The 22,775-nt window shown below is 33.3% G+C and carries 18 protein-coding genes, 2 tRNA genes and 1 pseudogene; 10 read left to right on the top strand and 11 right to left on the bottom strand.

The features are described from left to right. Positions 1 to 17 precede the first annotated feature (17 nt). From LNP81_RS09750 to LNP81_RS09720, 7 genes are all read right to left on the bottom strand, one after another. Entirely contained in the window at positions 18 to 581 is a 564-nt protein-coding gene (locus LNP81_RS09750) for a phosphatase PAP2 family protein (protein ID WP_230035384.1), read from the bottom strand. Next, complete coding sequence (locus tag LNP81_RS09745) at positions 581 to 940, bottom strand: Sec-independent protein translocase subunit TatA/TatB (protein WP_065452140.1); 360 nt, start codon at positions 938 to 940, stop codon at positions 581 to 583. The genes LNP81_RS09750 and LNP81_RS09745 overlap by 1 nt, the downstream gene beginning before the upstream one ends. Before the next feature lie 104 nt (positions 941 to 1,044). Continuing rightward, positions 1,045 to 3,282 carry a M1 family metallopeptidase gene (locus LNP81_RS09740; protein WP_230035383.1) on the bottom strand — a complete coding sequence of 746 codons (2,238 nt, stop codon included), beginning with the start codon at positions 3,280 to 3,282 and terminating at the stop codon, positions 1,045 to 1,047. A gap of 66 nt (positions 3,283 to 3,348) precedes the next feature. After that, the gene (locus LNP81_RS09735) at positions 3,349 to 3,855 is read right to left on the bottom strand and encodes a DUF6702 family protein (RefSeq protein ID WP_230035382.1); all 507 of its coding nucleotides are present in this window, start codon (positions 3,853 to 3,855) and stop codon (positions 3,349 to 3,351) included. Next, positions 3,852 to 4,610, bottom strand: a complete 759-nt coding sequence (bamP, locus tag LNP81_RS09730; RefSeq protein WP_230035381.1) for a BamP family beta-barrel-assembly machinery protein — start codon at positions 4,608 to 4,610, stop codon at positions 3,852 to 3,854. Before bamP ends, LNP81_RS09735 begins: the two co-directional genes overlap by 4 nt. After that, complete coding sequence (locus tag LNP81_RS09725) at positions 4,600 to 5,289, bottom strand: carboxypeptidase-like regulatory domain-containing protein (protein ID WP_230035380.1); 690 nt, start codon at positions 5,287 to 5,289, stop codon at positions 4,600 to 4,602. The genes bamP and LNP81_RS09725 overlap by 11 nt, the downstream gene beginning before the upstream one ends. A gap of 25 nt (positions 5,290 to 5,314) precedes the next feature. Beyond that, positions 5,315 to 6,082: a carboxypeptidase-like regulatory domain-containing protein gene (locus tag LNP81_RS09720; RefSeq protein WP_230035378.1), complete on the bottom strand. Its 768-nt coding sequence runs from the start codon at positions 6,080 to 6,082 to the stop codon at positions 5,315 to 5,317. Between the two features lie 164 nt (positions 6,083 to 6,246). Between LNP81_RS09720 and pepE the strand changes: the two genes are divergently transcribed. Continuing rightward, the gene (gene pepE, locus LNP81_RS09715; RefSeq protein WP_230035376.1) at positions 6,247 to 6,954 is read left to right on the top strand and encodes a dipeptidase PepE; all 708 of its coding nucleotides are present in this window, start codon (positions 6,247 to 6,249) and stop codon (positions 6,952 to 6,954) included. A gap of 137 nt (positions 6,955 to 7,091) precedes the next feature. On the opposite strand, the gene LNP81_RS09710 is transcribed toward pepE, so the two are convergent. Together LNP81_RS09710 and LNP81_RS09705 are read right to left on the bottom strand one after the other, a co-directional pair. Further along, positions 7,092 to 7,164 (bottom strand) — tRNA-Gly (locus LNP81_RS09710). Positions 7,165 to 7,270: 106 nt separating this feature from the next. Continuing rightward, positions 7,271 to 7,343: transfer RNA gene (locus LNP81_RS09705), tRNA-Gly, on the bottom strand. Between the two features lie 567 nt (positions 7,344 to 7,910). Between LNP81_RS09705 and LNP81_RS09700 the strand changes: the two genes are divergently transcribed. After that, positions 7,911 to 9,497: a L,D-transpeptidase family protein gene (locus LNP81_RS09700; RefSeq protein ID WP_230035373.1), complete on the top strand. Its 1,587-nt coding sequence runs from the start codon at positions 7,911 to 7,913 to the stop codon at positions 9,495 to 9,497. On the opposite strand, the gene LNP81_RS09695 is transcribed toward LNP81_RS09700, so the two are convergent. After that, positions 9,486 to 10,208, bottom strand: coding sequence for a murein L,D-transpeptidase catalytic domain family protein (locus tag LNP81_RS09695; RefSeq protein ID WP_230035371.1), 723 nt, complete (start codon positions 10,206 to 10,208; stop codon positions 9,486 to 9,488). The genes LNP81_RS09700 and LNP81_RS09695 overlap by 12 nt on opposite strands. Before the next feature lie 649 nt (positions 10,209 to 10,857). On the opposite strand from LNP81_RS09695, the gene gpmI reads away from it, so the two are divergent. Then, positions 10,858 to 12,375, top strand: coding sequence for a 2,3-bisphosphoglycerate-independent phosphoglycerate mutase (gene gpmI / locus LNP81_RS09690; protein ID WP_230040896.1), 1,518 nt, complete (start codon positions 10,858 to 10,860; stop codon positions 12,373 to 12,375). 102 nt (positions 12,376 to 12,477) lie between these two features. Here the strand turns inward: gpmI and LNP81_RS09685 are convergent, their stop codons facing one another. After that, a complete protein-coding gene (locus LNP81_RS09685) occupies positions 12,478 to 13,731 on the bottom strand; it encodes a DUF445 domain-containing protein (protein WP_230035369.1) in 1,254 nt (417 codons plus the stop codon). Positions 13,732 to 13,997: 266 nt separating this feature from the next. Between LNP81_RS09685 and map the strand changes: the two genes are divergently transcribed. The 7 genes and pseudogenes from map (at position 13,998) to pruA (ending at position 22,747) form a co-directional block, all read left to right on the top strand. Beyond that, positions 13,998 to 14,816, top strand: a complete 819-nt coding sequence (gene map / locus LNP81_RS09680; RefSeq protein WP_230035367.1) for a type I methionyl aminopeptidase — start codon at positions 13,998 to 14,000, stop codon at positions 14,814 to 14,816. A 63-nt stretch (positions 14,817 to 14,879) separates the two neighbouring features. Beyond that, positions 14,880 to 15,256, top strand: a pseudogene (locus tag LNP81_RS09675) (GxxExxY protein). 81 nt (positions 15,257 to 15,337) lie between these two features. Beyond that, positions 15,338 to 16,111, top strand: coding sequence for a class I SAM-dependent methyltransferase (locus LNP81_RS09670; RefSeq protein ID WP_065452128.1), 774 nt, complete (start codon positions 15,338 to 15,340; stop codon positions 16,109 to 16,111). Positions 16,112 to 16,238: 127 nt separating this feature from the next. Next, the gene (locus tag LNP81_RS09665) at positions 16,239 to 19,142 is read left to right on the top strand and encodes a DEAD/DEAH box helicase (RefSeq protein ID WP_230035365.1); all 2,904 of its coding nucleotides are present in this window, start codon (positions 16,239 to 16,241) and stop codon (positions 19,140 to 19,142) included. Positions 19,143 to 19,228: 86 nt separating this feature from the next. Further along, positions 19,229 to 20,497 (top strand): type IX secretion system plug protein, encoded by a 1,269-nt coding sequence (locus tag LNP81_RS09660; RefSeq protein ID WP_230040894.1) that lies wholly within the window; start codon positions 19,229 to 19,231, stop codon positions 20,495 to 20,497. A 79-nt stretch (positions 20,498 to 20,576) separates the two neighbouring features. Continuing rightward, positions 20,577 to 20,963: a Co2+/Mg2+ efflux protein ApaG gene (apaG, locus tag LNP81_RS09655; protein WP_065452127.1), complete on the top strand. Its 387-nt coding sequence runs from the start codon at positions 20,577 to 20,579 to the stop codon at positions 20,961 to 20,963. Between the two features lie 158 nt (positions 20,964 to 21,121). Further along, the gene (pruA, locus tag LNP81_RS09650) at positions 21,122 to 22,747 is read left to right on the top strand and encodes an L-glutamate gamma-semialdehyde dehydrogenase (protein WP_230035363.1); all 1,626 of its coding nucleotides are present in this window, start codon (positions 21,122 to 21,124) and stop codon (positions 22,745 to 22,747) included. Positions 22,748 to 22,775: the final 28 nt, after the last annotated feature.

Raw genomic sequence — 22,775 nt, 5'->3', positions numbered from 1 at the left:
AATAGCTCCTAAAAAAATTATCCCGGAAAATATTGTGGTTTTAGTTTTCGATATACTAAATAAATCAAGAACCCAAAAAGTGCCCCGAAGAAATAACCTGTCAGGATATCTCCAGGATAGTGCAATCCTAAATAAATGCGGCTATAAGCGAAAATTAAGGGCCATAAAAACAAGAATCCTAAATATTTGAAATGACGTTTTAGTACCAAAAATAAAAACGTAGCTACTGCCATTGTATTGGCGGCATGTCCTGAGAAAAAGCTATAGGATTTACGCACCTGAACAACGCGTATAATCGAATTGATATCAGGGTTATTACAAGGACGCAAACGCTGGAAAGTATGTTTGAACAAATTGGTTGTCTGATCTGTAAAAGTGATCAAAATTGCTATAAAAAGCAGCAAATACAAGGTTTGTTTTCCCCCTATTTTTTTATAGATGAAATAAAACATTAATAAAAAAAGCGGTGTCCAATTTAACTGATTGGTAATAATCAGCCAAAATTTATCGAATGTTTCAGATCCTAAACCGTTAAGATATACCAACAAATTGATATCTAATTCTTTTATTCTTTCGAGCATTATAATTGGCGTTTTACAGGTCCTGAGATAGAATCGATATCTTCTTTTACTTTATCTATTTCTGTGGCCGTATCACCTAACATGTTTGAAGTTAAATTTGTACTGTCTCCTAATAGATTTGTTTTAGCATCGTTAATCTGAGCATTGATATTGCCTGTGATACTATTTAAGGCGTTCTGATCAAGACCATTGGCCTCAGCTCCTTTTTGAATTTCACTTTTAATATCATTGGTTGCATTTTTTAGCTGCGCCATCGCTTTACCCATTGTACGGGCAATTTCGGGCACTTTGTCTGAACCAAAAAGCATTAGTACTATAAACAGTATAAAAACTAGTTCTCCTCCTCCTATACCAAACATATCTTTTATTTTAGTGTGCCACAAAGATATTAAATTTTGTAGCTGCGAGTTTTAAAATTTACTTAAAAAAAAAAGACTCTTTTCAGAGTCTTTTAGTCTTATTATTAATCAAATTTAGACTTTACTTCTACTTTTGGCCAGGAATTATTGGTCACATCAATATCAGCTGTCATTAATTTTGGATCTATCTGAATGCTTTTTATCGCTTTTGAAGTTGCATACACTTTCTTTGCGGTATCATTACTTTTTCTCCAGATTTGAGCCGGATACTGGTAATTATCTTTTGTTCCGTCTTCGTAAGTAATCTCAACCAGGATTGGCATAATCATTCCGCCTGGTTTGTTGAATTCTACTTCATAGAAATACTTAGGCGATTTAAGTTCTGCTTTTTCCTGAGCTGTAAAGGTTTGACTTACGTAATCAGCCAAGGATTTTACATCTTCTACTTTTAAGGCTTTTTTGCTTGAATTATTTACCTCTGCATTATCTCCTGCTACTAAGTAAACAAATGGCCCTTTTTCGAAACCAAAGCGTCCTTTTCTAACTTTTACATCTTTAAGATCGGCTGTTGGAGTTTCAGAAACATAATATTGTTTTACATCTTTGATACCGATATCTACGAAATCTGTGGAGTAAAACCATCCTCTAAAAAACCAATCTAAATCTACGGCAGAAGCATCTTCCATAGTTCTGAAGAAATCTTCAGGGGTTGGGTGTTTGAACTTCCATCTGTTTGCGTATGTTTTAAAAGCATAATCAAACAGTTCTCGTCCCATAACTACTTCTCTTAAAATATTAAGACCTGTAGCCGGTTTTCCGTAAGCATTATTTCCAAATTGATGAATGGTCTCAGAATTAGACATAATAGGTTCTAAAAACTTTTGATCACCACTCATGTAAGGCACAATGTTCTTTGCAGGACCACGTCTTGACGGGAAATTAGGATCTAATTCCTGCTCTGCCAAATATTCTAAAAATGAATTCAAACCTTCATCCATCCAGCTCCATTGACGCTCATCAGAGTTTACAATCATCGGGAAAAAAGTATGTCCTACTTCATGAATTACCACACCAATCATTCCGTTTTTAACTTCTTTACTGGTCACTCCGTTTTCGTCAGGACGACCAAAATTCCAACAAATCATTGGGTATTCCATACCTTGATCTTCTGCAGAAACTGATACTGCTTTTGGATAAGGATAATCGAATGTGTGTGATGAATAGCTTTTTAAAGTATGTGCCACAACCATTGTTGAAGTTTCTCCCCAAAGCGGATTTGCTTCTTTTGGATAAAGAGATTCGGCCATAACCACTTTGTTACCAATCTTTACCGCCATTGCATCGTAAATAAATTTTCTTGAAGATGCAATACCAAAATCACGTACATTTTTTGCACTAAATTTCCATGTTTTTTTCTTTTCAGAGAAACCTTTTTCTGCTGCTTCAGCTTCTGCCTGCGTTACAATTACGACAGGTTTATCAAATGATTTTTGTGCTTGTTCGTAACGTTTTACCTGTTCTGGTGTAAAAACTTCGCTTCTGTTGATTAATTCTCCTGTAGCATCTATTACGTGATCTGCAGGAACTGTAATGTTTACATCAAAATTTCCAAAAGGCAAAGCAAACTCTCCACTTCCCCAGAACTGCATATTCTGCCATCCTTCTACATCATTGTAAACGGCCATTCTTGGATAAAACTGTGCAATTACGTATAATTTGTTTCCGTCTTTCTCGAAGAATTCATAACCTGAACGTCCGCCTTCTTTTCTGTAATTATTTACATTGTACCACCATTTTATAGCCATCGAAATTTTCTCCCCTGGCTTTAAAGGCGTAACAAGATTAATACGCATCATTGTTTCGTTGATCGTATATGACATTGGGCTTCCTTTTGAATCTTTTACAGATTCGATATTAAAACCGCGTTCAAGATCTTTCTTTAAATATTTGCTCGAAAAACCTTCAAGTGGAAAAACCTGATTAATTTTTTCGCTTTCGGCCAAAGAGGTCTGACTTTTTGCTTTTGCCTGATTCTGATCTAACTGAATCCATAAATACTCTAAACTATCCGGTGAATTGTTGGAATACGTAATAACCTCAGAACCGTTTATTTTTGAATTTTTATCGTCTAATTCAATATCAATTTTATAATCTGCCTGTTGCTGATAATAAGCTGGTCCCGGAGCTCCGGACGCTGTACGAAACATATTAGGTGTTGCCAACAAATCATACATCTGGCTGAATTTGTTCGTATCGTACTTTCCTTGTTGTTTGGGAGTAACTGTTTTTTCCTGAGCGATTAAGATTGCAGGAAAAATCAATAATAATGAAAGTTTTTTCATAAATTTTTAATGGTAATTTTATCAGGGTGTGAAAATAACAATTAAAATAATAATTTTAAGTATCATTTAGTACTTTAACAATTCTTTCCTTGACGATTCTGTAAAAAGAACACTCTTTTTAGTACCAAACGCTGAAATATGTGTAATGTTCTGCTGTTCGGCATTCCAATCGACTAAAATAGTGTTCGAAATTTCGATTGTTTTGAATGTATTAATGTCTTTTATTCTGGAATAACAAACCAAAACATCGTTTGCCTCTACTTCTTTAGACAAAAAAGTAATGGGTTTTGACTGACCGTTTATTTTTATAGTAAAATTTTCAGAAAGATATTTTTTTAATAAATCAATATCAGCCTGGGTTTCCTTATCAGTACCAACGAATGTTTTTTGATGGTATTTTTTTTCCATCCCATTATTCAGATCATCAATAAAAATTCGGGAAGTAATTTGAATCATTTTCTTTTCGGCCGCATAATTGACCTGAAAAACTCCCATATAAAATTTATGGAATGAAAACGCTGTAAGCGATAAAAACAGTATTACCAATAAAGAATAGGTTAATCTTTTTTTCATTTCCCGGCAACATTCACTTTTTTGAATTCCTGACTTTTAGTAATCAGAAAATCCATTAATTCAAACTTTTCTTCTTGTTTTAAATGTTTTTTTGATTCCGGATCAACAGCACAAAACAATAAAAAGATGTCTACTTCTTCTTTTTTTAGTTTTAGTGTATCCGTATAAAAATCAGGAGTAAAATTAGCTTTTGCATACATCGTAAAAGCAAAATCACTGGCTTCTTCTTCCGGCACTACATCAACATCTTTCTTTTTCATTAATTTTTTTGCATCTTTAAATATTCGCACAAAATCGACTCCATTTTCGATCGTACCATCGTAGATAAATTTGTTTTTAGGAGACGATTGCTGATCATCAACAAATTTAGTATCTACTATAGCCTGACTATTTTTATCAAATGCTTTTACTTTTAAGTCTTTATGAACCACAACCTCTTTTAACTGATTACTTACCAGATCCATCTGTACCAGAAAAAGTCTGTCGGCGCAATTTTTTTCTGTTAAAACAATTTTTTTAGATTGAAAAGCCATACTTGTGATCAATAAAGTATCTTTTGGCTTTGCCATAATATCAAATAAACCATTTGAACTAATAAAGGTTCTTATATTGGCATTTAAGTTCATTACATAACCACTTTCAAGAGTTATAGAATCATTCACAACTTGTCCATGTAGTGGCTTCCTTGAATTATTTTGTCCCAGCGCAATCTGGCAAAATAAGCACACAACGAGTATTCCTAGTTTATTTTTCATTTTCGAGAATTATTAGATATTTTCTTGCTAAATCTGTTATTAAAAACATACTCATCGTTTTGTTCTTAGTATCCAAAGATACGGCAAATTCAGGATCATCTACACAATATAATTGAAATCCTTTAATATCTGCCACCGGAATTTTTAATCTTTCTGTATAATAATTCTCATCAAAAAGGTATTCAATTTTCCTGAAAAGCATCTCTTTTTTCTCAACATTCACCTCTTTTTTAAGCATTGCGGTTCGACCGGAAATTGCGTTAAGTAACTTATCTCCAGGAGTTGAATTTGCCGTATACACTTTTCTTTCAGCAGGAGTATATTTTTTTTGTCCGTACGGAATCACACCTAAATTTTCTGCAGTAATTCCTCCATTATCATTTACAATTACTTCTTTCAATTCTATTTCCTTAGCTGCCATTTTGATTACAATCGAATCCGAATTTAGGTCCTGAACTGTAATTCTTCGTTTAAAAGGCTCTAAATTAACCGCCGAAAAAACCAGAACATCTCCTTCTTTTACTACGATAGAAAATATACCCGCTGCATTTGAAACAGCCGTAACCTGCGTTGTATTATTAATAATATTTACGCCTTCGACATTCGACGATTGCTCAAATATTTGTCCGGTAATTTCTTTTGAAGTGTTGTTTTGACCAAAACCAATCTGAACTGTCAATAAAAAAAGGATTATTTGTAAAATGCTATTTATTCTCACGCTCAATTATTTCTTTATATTTTACAGCTAATTCTCCCAACAAGAACTCTGTCGATGTTCTATTTTTAGAGTTCAAAATTACAGTGAATTTATCATTATCGACTGCATAATATTCAAAACCTTTTACATATTGTGCAGGAATTTTCAATCGATCAATAAAATGATCCAATGTAAACATACGCTCTAACAGTTTCAGGAAAAATTCTTTTTTCTCCACTATTACTTCTTTTTTAAGCATTGCTGTACGTCCTGATAAAAAATTCAGCAAAGGATCTGCAGAAACCGACCCGCCAGCCATAGTTCCTGCATTTGCAGTAGCGTTTAATGCTGTCGCAGTATGTAATTTTCTTTCTGCCTCTGTATAAGATTTTTGGTTTCCGGGAATAATTCCCAAAGCAACTGCATTAATTCCACTATAATTTCTCACAACAACTTCCTGCAATTGATGCATTACCATACTTAATTTTACCGAAAAATTAATATCTGAGAAATCTTCCGGCTTTAGAATTACTTTATTTTCCTTGAATTGTATAGAGGAAAAAACAATCTCATCACCTGCTTTGGCCATAATCGAAAAAGCGCCTGACTCATCTGTTGTAGACATCGCCTCTGTTTGTGCATTGACCACATAAACACCTTCAAGGTAATTACTGTTTGAAGTAATGCGACCGTTTAAAACGACCCTATCCTCTACCTGACACCAGGAAGCCTGCCCTATAACAACAAACAAAAAACATATCGCCTTATGAATCAAAATGACAAAAATTTAGAGATTTTCTTAAAGCTGTAAAAATATCTTAATGTATTGCAAATTTAGTATTAAGGACATGGTAAAAATATGTTAATTAAAGTTTGTTTACCACCAGTAAAAAGAGACTTTTTAATATCTTTAACCTAAACAATTTGAGTTTAAATTTTATGAAAAGCATTATTATTGCCAGCACTTCTACTCTTCACGAAGGCAGCTATTTAGAGTACCTACTTCCTACTTTACAATCGCATTTTAAAGATTGTAAAAGCATTTTATTTATACCTTATGCCCGTCCTAGTGGAATTTCGCATGAAGATTATACCCGCAAAGTTTCAGAGGCTTTTGCATCAATAAATATTTCCGTAAAGGGAATTCATGAATTTGAAGATGCCGGAGACGCAATAAAAAATGCCAAAGGAATATTTACCGGCGGAGGGAATACTTTTTTACTCGTTACACAATTGTACAAACACAATGTTATGCAAATTTTAGCAGAAACAGTAAAAAACGGAACCCCATATTTAGGAACCAGTGCCGGATCGAACATTTGCAGTTTATCGATGCAAACTACCAATGATATGCCTATCATTTACCCGCCAAGTTTTCAGACATTGGGATTAATTCCATTTAACTTAAATCCGCATTATTTAGATCCTGATACTCAATCTAAACATATGGGAGAAACACGCGAAACAAGAATTAAAGAATTTCATGCCTTTAACGCTATTCCTGTTTTAGGTTTAAGAGAAGGAAGCTGGCTTGAGGTGAAAGGCAATAAAATCACTTTGAAAGGAAATTTATCGGCGCGTTTGTTTTTACAAAACGAAACACCGCAAGAATTAAAAACAGAAAGTGATTTGAGCGCACTAAAATAATTTTTTCGCCATATAAGTTATATAAGTTCATTTAAAAAAATCAGAAATTCCAATTAATACAAAACTTATAATTACTTATATAACTTATATGGTTTAAAACAAAAAATCCCCAAACAAATTGTTTGAGGATCTTGAAGAGCGAAAGACGAGGCTCGAACTCGCGACAACCAGCTTGGAAGGCTGGAGCTCTACCAACTGAGCTACTTTCGCATTAACAGGGTGCAAATATAAATAATTAAATCGTTTAAAAAAATAAAAACCAAAAATTATTTAATTTTGATAAAAAAACCGAAACAATTAAATTCCGGTTTTTTAGAGCGAAAGACGAGGCTCGAACTCGCGACAACCAGCTTGGAAGGCTGGAGCTCTACCAACTGAGCTACTTTCGCATTACTGTGGTGCAAATATAAAAATAAAGTTAAGTTCAAAACAAGCTTTTTCGCAAAAAAATTCAATAAAAAACAACAATAATTTATAATACATTTAAAACTAAAAAGTTATAGAATCATTATTTTTTCAAAAAATAGGAATATTATTAAGGAAAGAGTGCCAAAAGAACTTAGATGGCCTGACAACTCTTTATTAAAACAAAGAAACGTGGAGACATTGCATCTTTTAATCCTACATGAAAAAACCAAGCTCTATTTGGATTTATTTGATAATAAAAATTTAATAGGAATTATTTCGTTATTCGATAAAATCAGTACTATATTTGCCGAGTAAAATCAAAAACAAGTTCCTTATAATCGTTTTACAAACGCATATAAAAAAGAGAATCTGAAAAAGACTTTTATTAAGCATTGCCAAACCTACTGCAAGGCCAATAAAGTTGATTTTGATTTTAGCATCAGAGCCACAAAATGGCTTTTATAAAAAAATGGAACACCAGCCCCAAGGAGAACCATTTGATATTAAAATATTATCGAACATTATTTAATGTTTAAAAAAAACACCGAATGAACAAACTTTACTTCTTATTAGTAATATTACTTTTTATTGGCTGCAAGAAAGACGCTCCAAAAATCATTGCCCCTGTGGTAAAAAAAACCGCACCGGCTATCATACTTACTGATGAACGAAAAGTAGAAATTGACACTGCACTTATTGGTACCTTTAAAAGCGAAACACTGAAACAATTTTATAACTCATCTGAAAATAAAACGGTTTGGGGAAACTTAAAAAAGAGAACTTACGTTTTATCTCAATTATCAAAAGCTGAGGAATTAGGTTTAGACCCTGAAGATTACAAATCTTCTAAGCTAAAGAAATTCGAAGAAAAAATTGCTTCTTTAAGCGATGCTGATCTTGCAACATACGACATACTTATTACTTATAATTTCGAAAAGTATTTAAATCACCTTTACAAAGGAAAACTAGATCCTAAAAAGTTATATAACGATTGGGATCTAGAAGAGAAAACTTTTGACGTAAACAATGTTCTTATTAAAGCTTTTAATAAAAACAAATTAGACAGCGTGGTTGATAACATTCAGTCGAAAGCTTATATCTACAAACAACTATTAAAGTCGCTGGAAATCATTAATACTTTTCCGGATGATGATATCAAAAAAATTGAATCTGTAGATAAAATCACTTTAAACGACACCAATTCAGCCTTAATAAATATTAAAAAAAGGCTTATTTACTGGCAGGACATGCTTAAAAAAGATACTCTTACTAAAATTTACGATCAAAAAACGTTTGAATCGATAAAGAAATTTCAGGAAAGACATGGTTTGGCTTCTGATGGCGTTATTGGCGTTGGAACGATTAGCGCTTTAAACTATTCTAAAGAAAGAAGAAAGCAACAAATTATCGCCAACTTAGAGCGTTGGAGATGGTATAATAATGATTTGGCCGAAAACTATTTCATCATCAACATTCCGGACTATAGCCTGAATGTGGTCGAGAATCAGGACACTACTTTGGTTCGCAATGTTGTTGTAGGAACCAGTAAAAGAAAAACACCTATTATAACATCGACTCTAAAAACGGTTGTTTTTAACCCTACATGGACCGTTCCGCCAACGATATTAAAGGAAGATGTTGTTCCGGCAATGAAACGAAATCGAAATTACTTAGCCAATAAAAACATTACTATATATGACACTGCCGGAAATGCAGTTGACCCAAACAACTGGAACGAAAACAAACCCGGAAATTATCGTTATGTACAAAGCCCAGGTTACAACAACGCTTTAGGGTTAATGAAAATTCTATTCCCAAATCATCATAGTGTGTATTTACATGATACCAATCATCGTAATAATTTTGGAAGAAACAATCGTTCGTTGAGTTCAGGATGTGTTCGTGTAGAGAATCCTCTGGAATTAGCAGAACATATTTTAGATGATTCTGAGAAATGGTCAAAAGATAAAATCGATACTATAATTGCTTCAAAAAAGACAACGAGCATTAGAATTACAAAAAAGTACGCTTTATATCAATGGTACTGGACAGCATGGAGCAAAAAAAATCAGCTCATTTTCAGAGCTGATGTTTATAATCTGGATTCGGATTTGTATGCTAAATTAAGAAATTAATCTTTGTTCCATCGCAAAACTTCTTGACGGATGATAGATATACAAACACGATTTGTCTTTTATAAGTTCAATTATTTCATCCGTCAACTCGATTGGAAGAGCTGGACAACCCTGGCTTCTGCCTAATCTTTTATGATCTCTGATAAAAGATTCAGAAACATAATCGGCGCCATGCATTACAACTCCCCTTTGACGGGCATTACTGTTAATTCCGTTTTCTAAACCATCTAAACGCAAAGAAGCTCCGTGTTTTCCCTGATAAATTTCTCCTGTTGCATAAAAACCTAAACTGCTTTTGAAAGATGAATTTGAATTTGAAAAATTCGATGCAAATTCTTCTCCGGTATTTCTTCCGTGAGCAACTAAAGAATTAAACAGGATTGTATTTGTTGTCAAATCAATTACCCAAAGGCGTTTTGTATTTGATGACAAACTAAAATCAATAACAGTTAAAATATCTTTCTGGATAACTCCTTTTTCTTTTAATAAATAAAACCCTTTTAAGGCCTCAGAAAAAGTTTTAAGTCCCGGCAAATTAAAATTGTTAGAATTTAGCATATGATAAACACTTTCAATTTTTGCTTCGACAGTAAATTTTTCGACTTTAGCAATACTTTTTGTAGTTGCTTCTTTAATTTCGGGAGTGTTATTTGAATCTTTACCAAAAGATAATAGCAAAAACACTAGCAATGGATAAATTTTGTAAATCATTGAATTTCTTTAGGTTAATAAAAAATCTGGGTAAGGCAAAAGTATAAATATTTTTATGTTCTCAAAATATTAGCCTGAAAATCAGGCCTTTTTTGCCGAAATTTTAACATTATTAACATAAAACTGTTATTTCTGTAAGATTTTTTCTTCTGCATACAATCTTAAGATTTATAGCAATTTTCTTAATAAAAACAAAATTTAATGGTAATTTTGAAACTTATTCTTTCATAAATAAAACAATAAACTATCTGTTTTATTGTATCTTATGGAAGTTTCATCAAAAAAAAGTCTTTTTATTCTTTTGAAAATGCTGTTTATGCGAATCGAAAAGATCACCCTAAAATGCCTCCGATAGTTTTTCAGTTTTATATAAAGATCATTTCAATTTCCGAACTTAAAAAACAGATAAAAATCTCAAACACAACACGACTGTTTACCCGAGAATAATGTCGTAAATAATGCTTTATCGAATAAAATGCTGCTAAAAATAAGATTAGAAAAAGAGCTTAGCATGAATTTATTTTAAAAAATAAAGAATTCTTTAATTAATTTATTATTTTTTAATACACTTCATTTTATTAAACATAATTGTACAAATGCTTTCGTGCACATTTTAGAAATGACTTATCTTTGTAAAAAACTAAAAATGATGAATAAAAAAGTAATACTTATGATTTTAGATGGTTGGGGAAAATCTCCTGACCCTAAAGTATCTGCAATAGACAATGCAAAAGTTCCTTTTATAAACAGCCTTTACCAAAACTACCCAAGCGCACAACTTAGAACCGACGGATTGAATGTTGGTTTACCTGAGGGACAAATGGGAAACAGTGAAGTAGGTCACATGAACCTGGGTGCAGGAAGAATTGTATATCAGGATTTAGCCAAAATAAACTTAGCTGTAGCACACCAAACACTTGCCAAAGAACAAGTTCTTGTTGATGCTTTTACTTATGCTAAAGAAAACAATAAAAAAGTTCACTTTTTAGGATTAGTTTCTGATGGTGGTGTTCACTCTCATACTTCTCACCTACGCGGATTAATTGATGCGTCGCAAGAATATGGGTTAGACCAGGTATACATTCATGCTTTTACAGATGGTCGTGATGTTGATCCTAAATCAGGCGCAAAATATATTCAGGATTTAGAAGAACATATCAAAGATACCCCTGTAAAAATCGCTTCAATCATTGGTCGTTATTATGCAATGGACCGTGATAAACGTTGGGAACGTGTAAAATTAGCTTACGATTTAGTTGTTAATGCAATAGGAACTCCGTCTAAAAGTGCAGTTGCAAGCATGCTTGACAGTTACTCACACCATGTTACAGATGAGTTTATTGAACCAATTGTAATGGTAGATGAAGAAGAAAAACCTTTAGCTACAATTGTTGAAGGTGACGTGGTGATCTTCTTTAACTTTAGAACTGATAGAGGTCGCGAACTTACAGAAGCACTTTCACAACACGATTTTCATGAGCAAAACATGCACAAGCTAAACTTGTATTATGTAACGCTTACCAATTACGATGAAACATACCAAAACGTAAAAGTAGTTTACAATAAAGATAATATTACCGAAACTCTTGGTGAGGTGCTTGAAAAAGCTGGCAAAAAACAAATTCGTATTGCCGAAACAGAAAAATACCCACACGTAACATTTTTCTTCTCTGGCGGTAGAGAAACTCCTTTTGAAGGTGAATCCCGTATTTTGAGAAATTCTCCAAAAGTAGCCACTTACGATTTACAGCCAGAAATGAGTGCTCATGAACTTACAGCAGCTCTTGTTCCTGAATTGAATAAAAAAGAAGTTGATTTTGTTTGCCTAAACTTTGCAAACGGAGACATGGTAGGTCATACCGGAATCATGAGCGCGGCAATTCTTGCCTGTGAAGCGGTTGATGCTTGCGTAAAACAAGTTATAGAAGCGGCTCTTGCCAACGATTATACCACGATTGTAATTGCCGATCACGGAAATTGCGAAACCATGATCAATCCTGATGGAAGCCCAAATACTGCACACACAACGAATCCTGTGCCGATTATCTTGGTTGATAAAGAATTGAAAAATATCGAAAATGGTGTTCTTGGCGACATTGCTCCTACTATTTTAGAACTAATGGGAGTTCAGCAGCCAAACGCAATGACTTGTCATTCGTTGTTGTAGAAACACTTCATTTTTTTTAAAACCATATAAGTGATATAAGTTCATTTAATAAGCTGCCTAAAGCTTATAATAACTTATATTACTTATATGGTTTTATTTTTTTTACACAAAATAGTGATACGTCCATTCGACGCAATAAATTAGAATTCCTATTAAACCTCCAACAAGCGTCCCGTTGATTCTAATGTATTGAAGGTCCTTCCCTATTTCTAATTCTAATTTTTCTGAAACTTCTTTACCATCCCAACTTTTTACGGTAGAAGAAATTAAATCTCCAATCACTTTTTTATTGTTTAAAAGAATAGACAGTAAATCGTTCTTGATAAAATTATTGATCTTATCGATCATCACGGGATCTTCTTTTATTCCGTTTCCAAAACCCTGAATCAAATTCGAAATACTATTTTTAATAGAAGATTGATCTCCTTTGTCTAAATCATTCGAAATTGATAGTTTTATTTCATCCCAAATTCCGTTGATATAATCCTGAACTTCTTTTTTGCCTGCAAAACCCAAAATCATATTATTGATCTTGATTCGCATTTCTTCGGAGTTTTTTACTTTATCCAGAAAATCATAAACATATTCGTCTATTTTTATTCTTACTGCGCTTTCCGGATTTTTAGCTTCATGTAAAAACTCCGCCAATCCATTAAAAACACCTTCAGAAATCTTTTTATCGGCCAGACCAAAACTTAAGAACGGCGTAGATTCTTTTACTTTTTTACGAATCAGATCTTTGTTATTACTCAGTTCCGTACTCATTACATCCAGAAGATTGGTAAGCAATTCATCTTTTACATTCCCTTTTTGCAAAGGTTCTAAAGCCAATGCTACCCAATCTCCAAAATTGATTCCTTCCAGTTTTTCCTTAAATTGATATTGAATAAATCGCTTTATATCTTCATCTTTTATTGTTTTTAAAATTCCGGGGATAATATTCACCGCCACCAGATTGGCAATTTTATTAGCATTTTCTTGTTGGGACAACCAATCTGACGCTTTTGTAGCAAAGTTGAATTCTTCTAATTTAATTTCTAATTTTTCACGATTCAGAAATTCTTCCGAAACAAAATTCCCGAGATTTTCACCAATCTCATTTTTCTTGGTCGGTATAATTGCCGTATGCCAAATTGGGATTCCTAACGGATGACGAAATAATGCCACAACAGCAAACCAATCGGCAATTCCACCCACCATTGCCGCTTCGCTAAAAGCCTGCAACATGGGAATTTTAAAATAAATTGCAATGATAAATAAAAGCACTGCGACACCTAAAAGTGCCAAAGCGCTGCCTTTCATTTTATTTAAAGCTTTCTTTTTTGATATATTTTCCTGATCTATAGACGTTTCCATAACTTATTATTTTTTAACACTTACTAATTTACGTTTTTTTTCTGTCAACCCGAAACGTTATTCATTGTCGTTTCTTCACGAATTTCACGAATTAACACTACTTGTATGTGCTTTAAAACTAATTTTTAATAATTTCATTCGTTTTGAGCTGATTATAAAAATTAATTCGTGCCAATTCGTGAAATTCGTGGCGAAAAATTTTAAACTTCTCAACCTAAAAAAAATAATATTAAAGTCGTACTTTTGCCAACTGAAAATCCGAAATTATGATTATAGTAAAATCACGTGAAGAAATCGAATTAATGCGCGAAAGTGCTTTGATCGTATCTAAAACATTAGGAATGATTGCTTCTGAAATTAAAGAAGGAGTTACCACATTATATTTAGACAAATTAGCTGAGGAATTTATCCGTGATCACGGTGCTGTACCAAGCTTTTTAGGATTATATGATTTTCCGAATTCACTTTGTATGAGTCCAAACTCACAAGTTGTACACGGAATACCTAATAATACACCTTTGAAAAGCGGTGATGTTATCTCGGTAGATTGTGGCGCTTTCAAAAACGGATATCACGGTGATCACGCGTATAGTTTCGAAATTGGAGAAGTTGCTCCTGAAGTTAAAAAACTTTTGCAGGTAACGAAAGAATCTCTTTACGTAGGAATCAGAGAATTTAAAGCTGGAAATCGCGTTGAAGATGTTGGAAATGCGATTCAGAAATATACTGAAGGACACGGTTACGGAGTTGTTCGCGAATTGGTAGGTCACGGTTTAGGGCAAAAAATGCACGAAGAACCAGAAATGCCAAACTACGGAAAACGTGGTCGCGGAAAGTTATTTATCGAAGGAATGGTTGTTGCAATCGAGCCAATGATTAATATGGGAACAAAAAACATCAAACAACATAAAGACGGCTGGACAATTACCACTGCTGACGGAAAACCAAGCGCGCATTTCGAGCATGATGTAGCTTTAATTGATGGAAAACCAGAATTGTTATCGACTTTTCAATACATCTACAAAGCTTTAGGAATCGTAAGCAATGAAGAAGATGAATTCAGAAAAGTTCCGTTGGTACTATAACACGAATTGCTCGAATTAGCACGAAATAATATTTTGTCGAAATTTCACTGATGATTGATGATGATGAGCGAATTGTATTTAAAAAAAGAATCTTATAAAATTATAGGAATCTGTATGGAAGTCCATAAAATTTTAGGCAAAGGACATAGTGAAAAAGTTTATGGTGATGCTTTGGAATATGAATTTCAAAAAAATGGCATACCCTATAGCCGCGAATTGAAATACAATATCGCGCATACAAAGACATCATTTTATCAAGCTATTATTTCGCCGATTTTGTGGTTTTTGATCAAATCATTTTAGAATTAAAAGCAATTGTAGCTCTTTCGACCAGCGAAATAAAACAAACATTAAATTATCTGGCAGCATCAAAAAACAAACTAGGTTTACTAGTAAATTTTGGAGAAGATAGCCTTAAATATAAAAGAATAATACTTTAACCCAAATCTAAGATTCGTGAAATTTCACCGTTACATTAATCCGTGTAAATTTGTGAAATTCGTGTTCAAATCTATTAAACTGTGAAGAAACTTTTTAAACTCGTACTCAATACAATACCGCGTCCATTATTAATTCGTTTGAGCTATGTGGCTCGTCCGGTTTTGGCATTTTCATTAAAAGGAACAAAATATACCGATCCTATTGATGGGAGAAGTTTCAAATCGTTTTTGCCTTATGGATATGGAAAACAACGTAACAATGTACTTTCGCCAAGTACACTTTCGTTAGAAAGACACCGTTTGCTTTGGTTGTATTTAAACGATCAGACAGATTTTTTTACAGCTCCAAAAAAAGTATTGCATTTTGCTCCGGAACAAGCTTTTTACAAAAGATTCCGTAAGCAAAAAAACCTTGATTACACGACAACAGATTTGTTTTCGCCTTTGGCCGATGTAAAAGCAGACATTTGTAATTTACCTTTTAAAGACAATGAATACGATGTGATTTTGTGTAATCACGTTCTGGAGCATATTCCGGATGACACAAAAGCCATGCAGGAATTATTTCGCGTGCTAAAACCAGGCGGAATGGCGATTCTTCAAATTCCGCAAGATTTGTCGAGAGCGGTAACTTTTGCTGATGATACTATTACAGACCAAAAAGAACGCGCTAAAATATTTGGACAATACGATCACGTTCGTATTTACGGCCGCGACTATTTTGATAAATTACGAAGCATTGGTTTTATCGTAATCGAAGAAGATTATACCAATAAAATTACACCTGAATTAGTAGAGAAATATTGTTTGGCAAAAGGAGAAATTATTCCGCTTTGCTTCAAACCAGAAAACTAAATCGTTCGGATTTTTCACCACATAAGTGATATAAGTTCATTTAAAAAAGTTTTCAGAATAGCAGTATTTTGAAAACTTTTTTAGTTTAAGCCACTTCCCAAATTACAACCAACCTAACCGCCTTATCTTGGATCTTTCAAATTCATTTCAATTTTGTTTTGATATCAGTTTTGAAAAAAATCTGAATCATTATATTCCAACTGCTTACATCGTTGAGAGTACCGATGACATTAAATATTTAAATAAAAAAGCAACTAAAGACGTACTTGAAAGTTTTTTTATTGTTTTTGATCAATTAGATCCTGACACAAAAAAAATATTGACGGCTTGCGAATCTTTAAAACCTGACTTTATTTTTAAAAAATTCAGTACAAAAGTCAAATCGGCAAAAACAATTGCTGATTTGCAAAAAGATTCTAAAATTGAATTTGCCATTCGTCAGCATTTGCAATTAAATTTAGGCTCTTTTTATAGTCTTATTGTACAAAAACAATTTCCGTTATCCCTAAATATGAGTGCTGAAAAGGATTTTTACAGATCCAGAGTCAACACCGCTCCGCTGCATTTTGAACCTCAAATTGAATTTAACAAACATGCTGAAGGGATTACGTATACTTTATCTTTAAAAGAAAACGAAACTTCATTTTTACCCATGAACAGCAGTGTCGAAATACTGCTGGATCAGCCAAGCTGGTTAATTATCGATAAAAAATTAGGACAGTTAAAGGATCTTAATTCTAAAAAACTTACGCCGTTTTTAAAGAAACAGTCAATTGAAATACCTTCAAAATTAGTTGATGATTATTTTAAAAGTTTCATTCCTGAAATAGCAAAAAAAATAGACATAGACGCTACTGGTTTTGAAATTGAACATCGTGATCAAATTGTTACAAGCACGATTCAGCCTGTTTTTGATTTCTTTAAAAACTGCTATTACCTCAACCTTTATTTTGATTATAACGGTTATTCATTTGATAGTAGTAAAACCAAAAAAACACATTCGTTTGTTGATTTTAGTGTTGCCAACGAACCTAAAATTATTCAGTTTAAACGCAGTGCTGATGAAACTTTATATACAAACAAATTACTTGAGCTTGGTTTAATAAAAATCAAAAACGAATTGTTTGGATTAAATTCTGATGCAGAAAATCCAGATCCTTATGTAAACATTCAATTTGTTATTGATCGCAAGGAAGAGCTTGAAAATTTAGGATTTACGATCTGTAATTTAAAACTGGAAAGCAAAGAAATCATTACAGAAAACCATACTGTTTCTGCTTCGAAAGAAGAAACAAAAGAAGATTGGTTCGATATCAGAATAGTTATTACGATTGGCGCTTATACGATCAATTTCAGTGAAATTATTCCGAACATAAAAAGCAAAGAAAGACTCTTTTTATTGCCTGACGGAAACTATTTTCTGATTCCGTTAGAATGGTTGAGTAAATATGGTTCGCTGGCAAAGTTGGCCAAAACAGAGAATGGAAATTTACTTCTGCGTAAAAGCAACTTTGCTGCTCTGGATGCGATTCCGGAAATCAAAGATGATATCATTCACAAGGCCGAGTACGTATCTTCTGATTTATTAAAAGCAGCTTTACGACCTTATCAAATCGATGGTGTAAAATGGCTTCTGGGTCATTTTAACTCCAATTTAGGTGCTTGTCTCGCTGATGATATGGGACTTGGTAAAACATTACAAACTCTTGCCGTTCTGGTTGCCGTACAGGAACAACTGGGATTTACGACTAAAACCACCAATTTTGATTTGTTTCAGAATGAAACTACTATTGAAAGAGAACCTTTAAAAGCTTTAATTGTTTTACCTTCTTCATTGGTTTTTAACTGGTACAATGAAGCGGCAAAATTTACACCGCATTTTTCGAAAATGCAATATGTGGGCAATGACCGAAAATTATTGGCCAGCAGATTAGCTTCAACTGATTTGATTTTTACGAGTTATAGCATTGTTCACCGTGATATCTCAATTTTAGAAAAATACAATTTCCGTTATTTAATTTTAGACGAAAGTCAATACATTAAAAATAAAAACTCTAAGATTTTTAAAGCAATTACTAAAATAAATACGTCTCATAAAATTGCCTTAAGCGGTACTCCTATCGAAAATTCGTTAGATGATTTATGGTCGCAAATGCAATTTATAAATCCGGATATTTTGGGTAGTTATGATTTTTTTGCTCAGAATTTTAAAATTCCGATTGAGAAAAAACAAGACGAAAACAGTTTATCTGAACTAAAAAACATCATTCAGCCTTATATTTTAAGGAGAACCAAAGAACAGGTTTTGAAAGATTTACCTGAATTAACCGAGCAGATTTATTATTGTGATATGGATCCTGAACAGGAAAAATTATATGAAAAAGAAAAATCTAAAGCACGGAACTTTTTACTAAAAACAGACGGATCGAGCCCGGACAAAATTAGTATTATAAATACGCTGATGAAGTTAAGACAACTGAGTAATCACCCAAAAATGGTGGATCAGGAATCTGAAATTGATTCGGGAAAATATAATGCCGTCACTAATTATCTGGAAACTTTAGTAAAAGAGAAACAAAAGGCGATCATTTTTAGTTCGTTTGTGACTAATTTGCATTTTTATACAGATTGGTGTAAGGAAAACAAAATAGACTTTTGCGAGATTACCGGAGAAACTCCTGCTAGTAAAAGAGAACAACAGGTAAAATTGTTTCAGGAAAAAGAAAAGCCTTTGTTATTCTTTATTTCGCTCAAAGCGGGCGGCGTTGGTCTTAATATTACCAAAGCTTCGTATGTTTTATTTTTAGATCCGTGGTGGAATCCTTTTGCTGAAAAGCAGGGAGTTGGGCGAGCGCACCGAATTGGACAATTGAACAAAGTAAATGTTATAAGGTTTATTTCGAAAAATACGGTTGAAGAAAAAATTATCAAACTACAGGAAAACAAAAAGTTATTATCTGATTCGCTTTTAGAAGAAAGTTATATTAATGACGAAATCGAAGTGAACTTAGAATACATTTTGAGCTCTTAATAAATTTGTTTTCGAAAGCAGTAAAAGCGGCATCTTATTACATTATATAATAATTCTTATATTTACAATCTTACAATTGTAATATGATGCCAAAATTTTTGTTTAGAAATCTTCTTCTTATTTTCATTTTTGCTTCGGCCACAGCCCTGGCGCAAGGAATACAAACCGAGATTGATCCTCCATACAATATCAAAACTGTTTCGTTTGTTCAAAACGGCAGTAATGTAGTACCTATATTTGAGTTAGGCGACAATTTTACCTTTCAGTTTGATGATTTGTTTGGTAATGAAGCCAATTATTATTTTGAAGTTATCCATTGCGATTATAACTGGAAACCAACTGATATCCCAAAAACAGATTACATTAGCGGTTTTGATAACCAAAGAATTACAGATTACTCTAATTCTTTTAATACGCTTCAGGTATACTCTCATTATCGACTTTCTTTTCCTAATCAGTTTACATCTCAATTACGAATTTCGGGAAATTATATGCTGAGGATTCTAAATGAGGACAGAGAGCTCATTTTCTCCAGAAAATTTATTTTATATGAAAATCATGCTACAGTTTCGGCTCAGGTAAAACGAAGTCGTGATGTTACGAATATTGATTACAAACAAAATCTTGACTTTGCCGTATTATCGAATGATATTACTTTTCAAACTCCGTTACAAAATGTAAAAATCTTATTATTACAAAACGGCAATTTTAATACCGCTATCAAAAATGTTCCTCCTCAATACACAATAGGGAATCAATTGGTTTACAAATACAATCAGGAAACTCAATTTTGGGGCGGAAATGAATTTTTATATTTCGAAAATAAAGACATTCGTGCAGCAAGCAATAATGTGGGAAGAGTTGGCGCCAATAACGACATTTACAATTCGTACTTATATACAAATCAGGCAAGAGCCAACCAAATTTATACCGTGTATCAGGATGTAAATGGAAATTTTGTGGTGAAAAACATCAACGCTTCAAGCAACGACATTGAAGCCGATTATGCCTGGGTTTATTTTACTCTTTCGGCCCCGACCTTCAGATCAACAAACAAAGACATTTATATTACAGGAATGTTCAACAACTATAGTTTATCGCCAGAATACAAAATGGAATATAATACTGAGAAAGCTGTTTTTGAAAAAGCGGTCATGATTAAACAAGGTTTTACTAATTTTCAATATACAATTGCCGATAAAAAAGGTGTTATTGATTATGAAAATGCGATTGATGGAAACTTTTATCAAACTGAAAATGAGTATACCATATTGGTTTATTACAAAGAAAGTACAGATCGTTATCAGAGAGTTATAGGAAAAGGAAATGCCAACTCGATAAACATCGTAAATTAAAACATTGTTAAGGATTTAGATTGAAAGATTTTTTTTTGTAGCTTTGCAACTATAACCCACACATATTTACTACTTTAGTATGGTTTCTCAGATAACAAGAGGCATAAAAATATCTGTTTTGACTAGTTTTGAAGGTACTTACTTCAAGAACTACAAGATCCACTTTGCTTTTAGTTATGTAGTTACAATCGAAAATCACAGCAAAGATTCAGTTCAGTTAACTTCTCGTCACTGGGAAATATTTGATTCTTTAAACGATCTTGAAGTTGTAGACGGAGAAGGCGTTATTGGTAAAAAACCGGTTTTGAAACCTGGAGAAAATCACACTTATAGCTCAGGTTGTCTATTGTCATCTCCTTATGGTGCAATGAAAGGTTATTTTAATATGATCAATTTTACCTCTACAAAAACATTCAAAGTAATTGTTCCTACTTTTAGAATGTGTGCTCCTTTTGCTTTAAACTAAAAAAAGTTTAAAAAAGCCTGCTCTTTTTTATCGTTATCTTAATCATAAATTTGTCAAATTATTAATTTATCCTTTGTACTTTTGTGCAGCGTTAGATTATTCGTAACAAATCAAATCATCTAACCCTTAAATTGTCTAATTATCTAATTTTAAATAAAATGCTAAAAGGATTCTTTCATGTACCAAAAGCGGTAAACGAGCCAGTAAAAAGCTACGCACCTAACTCACCAGAAAAAGCAGCTGTTCAGGCAGCTTACACAACATTGTGGAATTCTAAAATTGACGTTCCGTTATACATTGGAAGCGAAGAAATCAGAACTGGAAATACAAGAACAATATCAGCTCCTCACGATCACAAACACATTGTAGGAACTTATCACTTAGCTGAAAAACAACATATTGAAAAAGCAATTGCTAATGCTCTTGAATCAAGAACTGCATGGGCAAATATGGCATGGGAACAACGTGCTGCTATTTTCTTAAAAGCTGCTGAACTTATTGCAGGACCATACAGAGCGCGTATTAACGCTGCTACAATGATTGGACAATCTAAAAATATTCATCAGGCAGAAATTGATGCTTCTTGCGAATTGATCGACTTTTTACGTTACAACGTAGAATTTATGACGCAAATTTACGGAGATCAGCCTAAGTCTGATTCTACTACATGGAATCGTTTAGAATACAGACCTCTTGAAGGTTTTGTTTATGCGATTACTCCTTTTAACTTTACTGCTATTGCTGCCAATCTTCCTGCAAGTGCTGCAATGATGGGTAACGTTGTGGTTTGGAAACCAAGTGATAGCCAGGTTTTTTCTGCAAAAATCATCATCGATATTTTCAAAGAAGCGGGTGTTCCTGATGGCGTTATCAACGTTGTTTTTGGAGATGCTTTAATGATTACTGATACTGTTTTAGCAAGCCGTGATTTTGCCGGAGTTCACTTTACAGGATCAACTCATGTATTTAAAGATATCTGGGCTAAAATTGGTGCTAACATTCACCACTACAAGACATACCCAAGAATCGTTGGTGAAACTGGTGGTAAAGATTTTATCATTGCTCACCCAAGCGCTAATGCAAAACAAGTTTCTACAGGAATTACTCGTGGTGCATTTGAATTTCAGGGGCAAAAATGTTCTGCAGCTTCAAGAGCTTATGTTCCGCAAAGTTTATGGCCAGCTGTAAAAGAGCAATTAATTGCTGATGTAAAATCGATGAAAATGGGTTCTCCGGAAGATTTCGGAAACTTCATTACTGCAGTTATTAACGAAGGTTCTTTTGATAAATTGGCTGGTTTTATCGATCAGGCTAAAAAAGATGCTGATGCTGAAATCATTGCTGGTGGAAATTACGACAAATCTGTAGGTTACTTTATTGAACCAACAATTATTGTAACAACAAATCCTAAATATACTACAATGGAAACCGAATTATTCGGACCAGTTATTACTATATATGTTTACGAAGATGCAAAATGGGAAGAGACTTTAGAATTAGTTGATACTACATCTGAGTATGCTCTTACAGGAGCTGTATTTAGCCAGGATCGTTATGCTATTGAAGTAGCTACTACGAAATTGCAAAATGCTGCAGGTAACTTCTACATCAACGACAAACCAACAGGAGCTGTTGTAGGTATGCAGCCTTTTGGTGGTGCAAGAGCTTCAGGAACTAACGATAAAGCAGGTTCTGCATTGAACTTATTACGTTGGGCTTCTCCTAGAACGATTAAAGAAACTTTTGTAACTCCTGAAGATTACAGATACCCTTTCTTAGGATAATTTCTGATTTTAGAGTTCCGATTTTAGA

It is taken from the genome of Flavobacterium piscisymbiosum (assembly GCF_020905295.1).
Classification (GTDB): domain Bacteria; phylum Bacteroidota; class Bacteroidia; order Flavobacteriales; family Flavobacteriaceae; genus Flavobacterium; species Flavobacterium piscisymbiosum.
This window is presented reverse-complemented; position numbering and strand designations above follow the sequence as displayed.

Excerpts from the sequence above, each read along its gene's own strand:
- LNP81_RS09750 (WP_230035384.1), bottom strand. The coding sequence starts at position 581 with ATGCTCGAAAGAATAAAAGAATTAGATATCAATTTGTTGGTATATCTT.
- LNP81_RS09745 (WP_065452140.1), bottom strand. The coding sequence starts at position 940 with ATGTTTGGTATAGGAGGAGGAGAACTAGTTTTTATACTGTTTATAGTA.
- LNP81_RS09740 (WP_230035383.1), bottom strand. The coding sequence starts at position 3,282 with ATGAAAAAACTTTCATTATTATTGATTTTTCCTGCAATCTTAATCGCT.
- LNP81_RS09735 (WP_230035382.1), bottom strand. The coding sequence starts at position 3,855 with ATGAAAAAAAGATTAACCTATTCTTTATTGGTAATACTGTTTTTATCG.
- bamP (WP_230035381.1), bottom strand. The coding sequence starts at position 4,610 with ATGAAAAATAAACTAGGAATACTCGTTGTGTGCTTATTTTGCCAGATT.
- pepE (WP_230035376.1), top strand. The coding sequence starts at position 6,247 with ATGAAAAGCATTATTATTGCCAGCACTTCTACTCTTCACGAAGGCAGC.
- LNP81_RS09700 (WP_230035373.1), top strand. The coding sequence starts at position 7,911 with ATGAACAAACTTTACTTCTTATTAGTAATATTACTTTTTATTGGCTGC.
- LNP81_RS09695 (WP_230035371.1), bottom strand. The coding sequence starts at position 10,208 with ATGATTTACAAAATTTATCCATTGCTAGTGTTTTTGCTATTATCTTTT.
- gpmI (WP_230040896.1), top strand. The coding sequence starts at position 10,858 with ATGAATAAAAAAGTAATACTTATGATTTTAGATGGTTGGGGAAAATCT.
- LNP81_RS09685 (WP_230035369.1), bottom strand. The coding sequence starts at position 13,731 with ATGGAAACGTCTATAGATCAGGAAAATATATCAAAAAAGAAAGCTTTA.
- map (WP_230035367.1), top strand. The coding sequence starts at position 13,998 with ATGATTATAGTAAAATCACGTGAAGAAATCGAATTAATGCGCGAAAGT.
- LNP81_RS09660 (WP_230040894.1), top strand. The coding sequence starts at position 19,229 with ATGCCAAAATTTTTGTTTAGAAATCTTCTTCTTATTTTCATTTTTGCT.
- apaG (WP_065452127.1), top strand. The coding sequence starts at position 20,577 with ATGGTTTCTCAGATAACAAGAGGCATAAAAATATCTGTTTTGACTAGT.
- pruA (WP_230035363.1), top strand. The coding sequence starts at position 21,122 with ATGCTAAAAGGATTCTTTCATGTACCAAAAGCGGTAAACGAGCCAGTA.